Raw genomic sequence first — 749 nt, 5'->3', positions numbered from 1 at the left:
GATCTGCTGCGCAAGGCGGAAATCTATCTAAATTCGAAGGACTACGGCAAATTCTGGTTCGGCCAGGGCAGCATGGCGTCGGATACGACCGCCGAGGTGGATTTGTCCGGCACGGACGTTGTTGGTTACTCGCTGGTGTCGGATATGGCCGGCGGACCGTTTTTCCGAAACTCCGACGGTACGCTGTCGACGGTCCGCGTAAAGGACGCGTTCACCAACTATGACGGCCTTAGCCGCAAGCTGCGCGTCCGCTACGACACCCCGGCCTTTGGCGGCTTCAGCTTTGCGACGTCGGTGGGAACACAAGTCGTTCCGGAGGAAACCGACGTCACCGTCTGGGACGCGGCGGTTCGATACAATGAGACCTACGACGCCTTCAAGGTCGCAGCTGCACTTGCCTTTTCAAGGCCCGGCGATGGCAACTCGATATACGATGCGTCCGTTTCGGTCCTGCATCTCGATACCGGGCTCAGCCTCACCCTTGCAGCGGGCTACTCGGACAAGGAGACGGTTGATGGACGCTACGGCTACGTAAAGATCGGCTATCAGGCGGATATCTTCGATGTCGGCAAAACCGCGTTTTCGGTCGACGCCTATTTTGGCAAGGACATCGCGGGCAGGGGCAGCAAGAGCGATTCCTTCGGCGCGCAGATTGTCCAGAACCTCGACTATCTACAGACGGAACTCTACCTTGGAGCCCGGACCTATTCGCTCGACCAGGAGACCGCCGATCTTCAAGATAGCTTCGC

At 58.6% G+C, this 749-nt stretch carries 1 pseudogene; it reads left to right on the top strand.

Annotated elements, in window-relative coordinates:
• Positions 1 to 749 (top strand): annotated as a pseudogene (locus tag IB262_RS35430) (hypothetical protein); the annotation flags it as partial.

Source organism: Ensifer sp. ENS02 (assembly GCF_014851885.1).
Lineage (GTDB): Bacteria > Pseudomonadota > Alphaproteobacteria > Rhizobiales > Rhizobiaceae > Ensifer > Ensifer adhaerens.
This window is presented reverse-complemented; position numbering and strand designations above follow the sequence as displayed.